Source organism: Raoultibacter timonensis (assembly GCF_900240215.1).
Classification (GTDB): Bacteria; Actinomycetota; Coriobacteriia; order Coriobacteriales; family Eggerthellaceae; genus Raoultibacter; species Raoultibacter timonensis.
On the sequence record NZ_LT964694.1, the window covers coordinates 20,377 to 28,552 of the forward strand.

Sequence of the window (8,176 nt, forward strand, 5' to 3'; positions counted from 1 at the left end):
ACAACCTAAACGTTCCATTCCATGATGGTTTTACCCATCGATTTTCTTGTATCGGCTTCAAACGCCTGGGCCATATCGGAAATGGATTCAATCGCATACGTTTGGTTTACCAAAGCCTCGAGGTAGCTCAGTATTGTCGGATTATCTTGATAGAGCTGCACCGTCGCGGCAAAGTCAGCCCTTCCGCTTCTGCTGCTTCCAAACAACCTGAGCCCTTTTTCTAGGACCATGCGGGTATTGACGAGAACGGGCTGCTCGGAAACCCCCAACAAGGAAACGGTGCCTTCTGGCATTATAGTGTCGATAATCTGGTCGATCGCCTGGGACGACCCTTCTCCCCCACAGCACTCGAACGCATGATCAACCGCTATCCCTTTTGGAATCTCGTGAACAAGATGGGTTTCATCCACAAACGTAAAATCCTCCATCTTGTAGGCGTTTCGACCAAAAACGATCAAATGCGCCGCTGGGTATATGGCCCTCAAAACCAGGGAAACGATGAACCCCATGTTCCCATCGCCCCATATTCCGATAGTGTTTTTACGAGAATGCGAGAACATGCCGAATCGAGAAACAGCATGCACCGCAACACTAACCAACTCGGTGAAAGCCGCTACGTTTTTATTAATCGATTTGGGTAGAGGCACAATCCGAGAAGGCGAGAGGAGCACGCATTCCTGCATGAATCCATCGTATCCGCTCCCGCAGAATTCGCTCGTTCTCAGATAGTTTTCCGCAATGCATGGATCCTCTTCGTGCGGATTGTTCGGCAGCATCACAACGCAATCGCCCCGTTTGCACGTACCGGAATCGTCACGCAGCACCGTACCGATGCCTTCATGGATCAAAGCCATTGGAAGTTTGGCGGCAAGGACGCTTTCGCTGCGTCGTCCCTGATAATACCGCTGGTCAGCATTGCATATCGATAGGTGAGTAGGGCGAACCAACACGTTGCCCTTCGCAGAATCCATTTCAACCTGAATAGGCTCGAAGGTCCTTGGAGCAACCAATCTGTAAACGCAGTTTAGCATTCATCGACTCCCAGCATCGCATGAGCGACGCGCATATCATGAGGATAGGTAATCTTGAAATTTGCAATATCGCCTTTCACCAACTCTACGGGCTCGCCGCGCAGCACAAAAGCCTTACAGGCATCAGTAAGAATCTCTTTTTCCGCATCGCTAAGCGAAAGCAGCACTTCCTTCAGTTTAGCCAGTTTGAAACTCTGTGGGGTTTGCCCTTGGTACAGGTTGCGCCGATCGGGAATTTCCGAAATCGTCGCAGCATTCTCGCTTGCAACGATAGTGTCTGTTGCAGGAATAACCGTATCGCACGCGCCAAACCGCTCTGCAGCTTCGATATTGTCACTAATGATTCGCAGCGATACAAAAGGACGAACGGCATCATGGGTAACGATAATCGAATCGTCTTCAACCTCGCAGTGGATATCCACCCACTCAATAGCTTTCAGTACGGTATCCGTTCTCGATTGCCCGCCGGCGGCAACGTGCACCCCGTTAGAGTATTCGGGGCAATAGCGCTCGATGAGATCCCTGGTTTGCTGCAACCATGTTTCGGGACAGAGAACAAGCACGACGTCGAACTGCCCGTGCGCGCAGAACTTATCGATCGTATGAGCAAGAACGGGTTTTGTGCCCAATTGATAATACTGCTTCGGTTTGTCTGGATTGCCCATGCGTACACCGGATCCGCCAGCCAATATAGCCGCTACTATCACTTCGGCTCCTTTCGATTGCCTGTTTGCAGGCAGACCATTACTTGCTAGTCAGCTGGTCCCTCGTAGTATTCGACCGCATCGTCGATTGGGCCATCGAACACTTTCGTCCCCTCGCTGAGTACGATGCCTCTTGTGCAAAACTCCTGAGCTGCCGCTGATTCGTGAGTAACGAAAAGTACCGTTACGTTCTCATTTGACATGATCTCACGCATTCGATTGATGCATTTTTTCCTAAATTCTTTATCGCCAACGGACAGAGCCTCATCGACCACGAGAATATCGGGATCGATAGAAGCGGCGAACGCAAAGCCGAGGCGCGCTTTCATACCGCTCGAATACGATTTCATCGGTTGATCGATATAGAGGCCAAGCTCGGCGAAATCAATGGCCCTCTCTTCAATTTCCTGATACTCCTTTTTGCTCATACCGAGTACTTGGCTTCGAAGACTCAGGTTCTCGCGCCCAGTCAATTGACCGTCGAACCCAGCGTTCAGTTCGAGCAGCGCGCTTACGCGCCCGTTCACCGTTACCGTTCCCGTCGTCGGATAGCTCACGCCTGTTACCATCTTTAATGCGGTTGACTTTCCTGCCCCATTGCGCCCGATGAGCGCGACCGCTTCGCCCTTCTTTATCTCGAAGGAAAGATCGTTGTTGGCATGAACGATACCGACCAGCTCTTTGTTGTTTCTGCTGAATAGGCCGAGGAATCGGCTCCTATCGTTTTTGTATAGCTTATAGGTCTTCGTCACGTGCTCGAATTTAACCACCGGTTCATCGCTTACCGCAACCCGCGGTCCCAACGATTCGAGCAAACGCTCTTCGGCATCAAAGGACATCGGACACCTCCTCATGGAAGTGACGGTAGACGAGCACCATCGAAACAAGGGTTGCAACGAACACCGCAACAAAGCAGCCGAAAAACACGGGGTCCTCCCAAAACCACCTCTTGTCGCACAGGGCATCGCGAAATGCCGTGACAAAGAATGTGACCGGATTAAACAGCATGACATTTGCAGCCCAGCCGAATCCTGATGTCTCGAGGACATTCATGTTGAACAAGATTCCCGACAACCAGAACAACGGTTGGCTGAGAGCCTTCATGAGTTGGCCGAAATCTTTGCTAATGCCGGAAAGCTGCGAGGTGAGAATCGAAAACATATCCCAAAATACGAACATAAGCAGCATAAGTATAGGAACCTGTATAAGGTAAATGTCCCATGGCATACCGTACGCTGCATAGATCACGAACAGGATTACGAACAAAACCGCGTTGACGATAAGGGTGGATAGGGAGTACAGGGTCGAGATGCCGCTCAGAGGGAACTTAACCTTATTAACCAAGTACGAATAGCGATGCAAGACGTCTGAACCCGTGCTGAACATGTCCGACATGTAGAACCAGGGAATAAGCCCGGCCACAAGCCAAACAAAGTAAGGGTATGCGGCATCAGCAGATCCCGCTCGTAGCCCGATCTCGAGCGCGAACCAAAACACGACGATGAACACGATGGGCTTCACCGCGAGCCACGCCCACCCGAGCACGGCGCCACGCGCCTGCTTCATCAGCTCAAATATAGCAAGATGGCCTATTTGTTTGCGCCATTGCCAGTTATCTTTAATAATTGTTGCAAGAGTACTGAACAAAGTTCGCCGTCCTCTGTACTAGACGTATTTTCAAACGCTCAATATAGCACAATCCCGATTCCTCCTATAACAATACCGCGTATAAACGGGGTTACGACACAGGAAACGACGGCAGCGAGACAACGCCCGACGGATCTTCCCCAGCGTCGACCGTCTCCATGAGCAAACTCCACGTTTCCTTGTCTTCGGGTATCACCCAAAGGCCCGCTTCGTTCACCGACCCCTTATGCGGCCCCGTGCACGTGTAAATGGTTACGTCGTCGCGATGCAGTAAAAAGTCTGCAGCAAGCGAGGCAACCAACCCGAAGTCCATGTTGGTTGTCGTATGCTCTTCGAGGTACAGAAGCGCATCATCGATTCCGCCAGGATTGGCAAGTACCTTTTCGATGAGGGACACCTCGATATTCCTCACGTTGACCTGCCGCAGAGCATCTTGATCTTCAACGTACTCCTTGCGTGCTCGGGCGAGCACCAGCGTTTGCGAACCATCGAGCGATTGAGATTGTCCCGGCGCAACCGTTACGTCTCTGCCCGTCGAGGGATCGTCGGTAGTAATCTTGAGCGGCACATCGACGACGGTGCCGCCAAGATCGTCGACGAGCGATTCGAACGACGTGAACGTCGTCATCATATAATAGTCAACGGTAATCCCTGTTAAGGTTTCGACGACCTTGACTACCTCGTTCGGATCGCCCCCCGCAAGAGCGTCGTTGATCTTTCCGCTCGTGCCGGCCAGCTGGGTATCACGCGGAACGGTGACCAGTGTAATGGTATAGGTTTCGGGATCGATTCGCATGAGCGTCATGATATCGGAATGCTGATCTACCTGAGCATGCTCGTTCGCCTTACCCGTGTAGAGCGCCGTTCCCCTGCGCGAATCGGAACCGATGAGCAAAACATACAGGGGATCGGATGTCGGTGCAAGCTGAGAACCCAATTCGTTCGGGCTGTATTTGGGACTGCTGGCATGCAGAAAGCAGGCGACGCCGATAAAAGCCGCAGCGAACACAGTAACGCAGAGGACTGCCGCTGCAGCCCTTCTTCGAGAACGCGCTATCGCTTCTTGCTGGTTTTCCATTGCCTCAGTATACCATCTGGTAATACGAAGCATTCAGATTGGCATTGGTCGGCTTATTTATGATGGCGAGGAGTACGCGGGCCGTGCTTGCCCTTATTGTCGTAGTAGTGCCTCAAAACCGGTTTGAACAGGCCGAATTTCCAGATGATGAAGAACATGACCACAGCTAAGCCGAAGAATATCGCCCAGCGTACCGGTCCCGAAAAGCTTCCCAGCATGGTGCCGACAAACGCAAGCACCGCCGAGCAGACCCAGAGAACCGCAACGGCTCTTCTCTGACCGAGCCCCGCCCTCAGCAGCCGGTGATGAATATGCCCCATGTCTGCCTGCCCGACCGGCTTGTGACCCCGGCTTCTTCGAATGATGGCGGAAACGGTGTCGAGCAGAGGAATGCCGGCGATGACGAGGGGGACGAGCATGACCACGAAGCTCTGCGTTCTCACCACGCCCGTGATCGAGATAATGCCAACAAGCAATCCCAGCAGCAAAGACCCTGAATCGCCCATAAAGATCGAGGCCGGAAAAAAGTTGTAGCGCAGAAACGCAAGGCATACGGCGATAAGCGCAACGCATGCCATCGCCAACGTCGCACTTCCACGCATGAGCACCAGATACAGCAAACTTGTCGCCACAATAGCGATGATGCCGGTAGCAAGCCCGTCGAGTCCGTCGATGAGGTTCGTGATGTTAACGAACACGACGAGATACAGCACGGTCAGCGGGTAGTTCAACCATCCGAGATCGACGTAATCCCCGTCAATGAGCGAGCGGACAGTTCCAATGGTCACGCCGGCCACGGCCACGACAATAGCGGCAACAACCTGTCCCAGCAACTTCGGCAAAGCCGACATCTGGATGATGTCGTCGACCAAACCGACCGCGAACATCATGGTGATGCCGATGAACAGCAGAATGTAGTTGACTCCGCTGAGCACATACAGGTCGACGATATCCCACCCGAAGAAACGCTCTGCAATCAGCACGGAAAGGCAGGCGGCGACCAAACCAACATACAGAGCGATGCCTCCGCATCGGGGCACCGGATCGGTGTTGAGCCTGCGATTACTGGGATAATCGATCGCACCGATGAGAACGGCTATCTTCTTGGACACGGGCACCATGAGGTACGTGACGATAAACGCCACGAAAAACACCGTTAATGCCTGATGCATCGCTAACAAGTCAAATCCCCATTTACGTATTCGTGCAGCTCATATTAGCAGATATCAAACGGTAAACGCGCTTTTCTGCGATTTGGGGCTCTTTCCTTGTCAGACGGCTCGCATACAGGACGTCAAAACACTCAGTTTTGCTCTTCCCGAAACTCCTTCGCCCCCCTGATGCCGTCCCTCATACGGCGTGGCACGCCGAGCAGCGCATCTCCCAGCCGATACGTTTTCGACGAGCGAAGATCGTTCTCGCACTCTTCGAGCGCAGAGGCGGGATAGACCACCTCGGAGTAAAATGCCAGACGATCCTGCGGCGAAAGGCCACGGAGAAACCGTTCGCGATCGGCTTCGTCGATGTCTTTAAGCCAAATGCGCCCCGCTATAAGCGAGTAATCCACCATGCGGCGGCTCACCGCACGCAAAAACTCCTCTTCAAGCTCGTCGGCGTGCCGCTCAACCCACGCACGCATCTCCCGCACGCAGACAACGTGTCCCCGAACGTTTTCGACGGTATGCTTCGCCGTCATGGTCGAACCGCTGCGTACGCGACGCCGGTACAGCGGCTCGTTCAAGTACGAAGTTCGTTTCGATCGCACGAGCGTCTGGAAGGTGAACAGCACGTCTTCGTGGATGATACCCTCGTAAAACCGGATGTGGTTCTCTTCGATCAACGAACGCTTCACCATGCGAAGCGGCGCATGGGGCAAAAACTCGCGATGCTCTTCGAAGTAGGTGAACAAACGCGGACCCGTGGTCACTCCGTCGAAAGCGGGGCGATTTTGGTATTCTTCGCGCACCTGGTCGAACAGCTCTTTCGATTCGTAGAACGCCTGCGCGGAGAAGTAGAGATCGTCGAGGTCTTGCTGCTCGGCCCGTTCGACGAGCTTCTCGAGCGCTTCGGGTACGAAGTAGTCGTCCGCGTCGAGCAGCACGATGTAGGTTCCCCGAGCTTGGTCGAGCGCCACGTTGCGGGCAACGCTCTGCCCGCCGTTTTTCTCCAACGCGGTGAACCCGAAGCGCCGATCGTCGCCCGCAGACGCGCGAGCGATTGCAAGCGAGCCGTCGGTCGAGCAGTCGTCAACGCATAGCACCTCGAAATCGGCGAAGGTCTGCTCTTTGAGCGATGTTATGCACGCTTCTATGTAGGGAGCGCAGTTGTAGAGGGGAACGATAACCGATACGCGAACCTCGTCCATGTTCGCCCCTAAAACGTTTCCAGATGGTGCGCGGCAAACGAAGCGGCACCCTCGTCGAGCAACTGCGTAACCGCGCGCCAATCGCCGTCTGCAAAGTACGATTGTACGAGCTCGCCCGATTCAAAGGCGCACGCGTACTCGCTGCGCATCCTCTCGGCGAATTCCTCATGGCATGATGCGTCGATCCGCTCGTAGTTCCATCGGTATTTGCCCCACTTATCAACGTGGAACCAGGAGATGAACTTCTCGCAGCGATCGGGACGCTCGCGCAGAAACCGCTCGCTTTCGGCGAGTTCGTCGCATACAACGAAAATCCTGTCGGACGTCTTCACCGAAGAAGACGGGTTATCCATACGGTAATGGAGCAGCGGTTTACGCACGAGCACGCAGCGCTTCGCTACAAACCACGTCTTCAGAACGAACGAGGTGTCCTGAAACGCCGCGCCGGGAGTCTCGCGAAAGGAGATGCCTTCCCGCTTGAGCATATCGGTGCGGTACAGCCCCGTCCAAATCGAGGGAATCGTGCAGATGATACGCGGCTGATCGGCTGGGTCGAACGGCGTTTTCATCGGATAGCCCTGCAGGTTTCGATTCTTCCTGTTGCGCCCTTCGGCATATTCGTAGAAGTTCGATTTCACCACGTCGCAATCGTAGCGCTGGGCAAAATCGTACAGAGTCGCGTACATGGAGCGCTCGGCAAAATCATCGGGTTCTGCAATGGCTAGATATGCCCCCCGAGCGCACTCCATTCCCCTGTTGAGCGAAGCCCCGTATCCGGAATTCTCCTTGTCGATAACGACGATGCGGGCGTCGCGGTTCGCGTAGTCGTGGAGAATGGCGGCAGACCCGTCGGTTGCCCCGTCGTTGATGCAGATGATCTCGATATTCTCGAGCGTTTGAGCACACAGCGAATCGAGGCATTGCGCCACGTAGCGCTCAACGTTGTACGTAGGCACAAGAACCGAAACGTCAGGATGCGCCGCCGTAGTGTTCGTCATATGCATTGCCCCTTTTCGCGTATCGTCCGGTATGCCGCTGCGCAATCGCCGTTGCGAGAATGCCCCTCATTATAACCGAGCGGGACGAAGCGAATCGGGAACCCTGCAGTAACTCCTTGGTCTTCGCTGTCCATGCGCAAGTCGGATTGCGTACGACGGATCCCAAAGTTTAATGCCACCTTAATACCCGTTGTGCTGTAATAATGCCATACCACCGCCGATGGACTTCGAGAGCGCTTATGCGCACTGCGACACTCGACAGTTCGCTTCGTTTTACGCGAAAAGGTTTGCGGTGGATTCTTTTCTGCGGGCGCCCACTTCGGTAACCCCCGTGCATAAGCACAACTCCCACC

At 54.0% G+C, this 8,176-nt stretch carries 8 protein-coding genes; all 8 read right to left on the reverse strand.

Going from position 1 to position 8,176, the window contains the following annotated elements; genetic code table 11:
* Positions 1–5 precede the first annotated feature (5 nt).
* Complete coding sequence (locus tag C1722_RS16535; protein WP_102380487.1) at positions 6–1,031, reverse strand: alcohol dehydrogenase catalytic domain-containing protein; 1,026 nt, start codon at positions 1,029–1,031, stop codon at positions 6–8.
* A complete protein-coding gene (locus C1722_RS16540; protein ID WP_102380488.1) occupies positions 1,025–1,738 on the reverse strand; it encodes an IspD/TarI family cytidylyltransferase in 714 nt (237 codons plus the stop codon). Before C1722_RS16540 ends, C1722_RS16535 begins: the two co-directional genes overlap by 7 nt.
* 44 nt (positions 1,739–1,782) lie before the next feature.
* Positions 1,783–2,574 (reverse strand): ABC transporter ATP-binding protein, encoded by a 792-nt coding sequence (locus tag C1722_RS16545; protein WP_102380489.1) that lies wholly within the window; start codon positions 2,572–2,574, stop codon positions 1,783–1,785.
* Positions 2,564–3,301: an ABC transporter permease gene (locus C1722_RS16550; protein ID WP_244902629.1), complete on the reverse strand. Its 738-nt coding sequence runs from the start codon at positions 3,299–3,301 to the stop codon at positions 2,564–2,566. Before C1722_RS16550 ends, C1722_RS16545 begins: the two co-directional genes overlap by 11 nt.
* A 172-nt stretch (positions 3,302–3,473) precedes the next feature.
* On the reverse strand, positions 3,474–4,460 hold the full coding sequence (locus tag C1722_RS16555; RefSeq protein WP_102380490.1) for an LCP family protein: 987 nt from the start codon (positions 4,458–4,460) through the stop codon (positions 3,474–3,476).
* 53 nt (positions 4,461–4,513) lie between these two features.
* Positions 4,514–5,632, reverse strand: a complete 1,119-nt coding sequence (locus C1722_RS16560) for a glycosyltransferase family 4 protein (RefSeq protein ID WP_102380491.1) — start codon at positions 5,630–5,632, stop codon at positions 4,514–4,516.
* 131 nt (positions 5,633–5,763) lie between these two features.
* Positions 5,764–6,825 carry a glycosyltransferase family 2 protein gene (locus C1722_RS16565; protein ID WP_102380492.1) on the reverse strand — a complete coding sequence of 354 codons (1,062 nt, stop codon included), beginning with the start codon at positions 6,823–6,825 and terminating at the stop codon, positions 5,764–5,766.
* Positions 6,826–6,833: 8 nt separating this feature from the next.
* Positions 6,834–7,823, reverse strand: coding sequence for a glycosyltransferase (locus C1722_RS16570; protein WP_180995347.1), 990 nt, complete (start codon positions 7,821–7,823; stop codon positions 6,834–6,836).
* Between the last annotated feature and the right edge of the window lie 353 nt (positions 7,824–8,176).